Raw genomic sequence first — 1,013 nt, forward strand, 5'->3', positions numbered from 1 at the left:
GTCTGTGCACCGTTCCCCACTGCGGTCATCGGATCCTCCGAGTATCTGCGTACGAGCCGGCACGTATCACCCGAACCGGTCCGGGTTCGTGAACCCGTCGCGGAATTGGCCCGCCGCTGTAACTTATCGCCACTGTCACCACACGGTAGCCTCAGCGAGGGCGACCAAGGAGCGCGCGGTGAGTGAAACAGGGCAACCCGGAGCCGCCACCCCGGGAGAGCACGGCGACGGGACGGGCCAGCAGGACGACCCGGCCCGTACCGGCGGCGGTTGGGCGCCCCCGCCGAACGGCTGGTCCTGCGGCGCTCCGGCGCCCGGCGGCTGGCCCTACGGCGACCTCGGCGGCTGGGCCGCCTCCTCGCCCCGGCACGGCGACCTGCCGGCCCCGCTGCCCGGCCACTCCGCGCCGGAACCGGGCCGCGTCAACGGCCGCCACGTCAACGGCGTGCACCACGCCGGGGAGGAGTCGCCAGTGACCCGCCAGGCGCCGGTCAGTGCCCCGCCCGCGGACGAGCTGCCCCGGCCTGCCGACGGCGAACGGCTGGCCGTACCGGCCCCGCGCCCGGCGCCGACGATCGAGCAGCCGACCGACCCGGGGGAGCCCGCCGGTTCCCGGCACGCCGCGGACGACCCGGCCGCCCGGGCTCCGCGCTGGGCCGAGAGCGGGCCGACCTCCGCGCCCCCGGCGCTCCAGGTCCCGCCGGTCGGCGCCGCCGCCTCCGGGTTCGAGGTGCCGCCGGGCTTTCACGCGCCGAACACCGAATCCACCCCGTCGCTGTCCCACGGCTGGGCCGACCGGCCGGTCACCCCGCCGCCGGCAGTGAGCCGGCCGGAGCACGCACCGGGCGAGGTCCACCCGCCCGAGGGCCGGGCGGCCGGCGCCGAGCCGCGGGCCGCGGCCGAGACTCCGGCGGCCGACGACCCGAGGGCCGCCGAACCGGACTGGTCCGGGCCGTCCTGGAACCGCCCGAGCTGGGGTGACGGCTGGGCCCCGCCGTGGGCCCGGCCCGACG

At 78.4% G+C, this 1,013-nt stretch carries 1 pseudogene; it reads left to right on the top strand.

The window, feature by feature from the left end:
- Nucleotides 1-178: 178 nt before the first annotated feature.
- Nucleotides 179-1,013 (top strand): annotated as a pseudogene (locus ABD52_RS37295) (hypothetical protein); the annotation flags it as partial.

This window comes from Micromonospora sp. RV43, assembly GCF_001029515.1.
Lineage (GTDB): Bacteria > Actinomycetota > Actinomycetes > Mycobacteriales > Micromonosporaceae > Micromonospora > Micromonospora aurantiaca.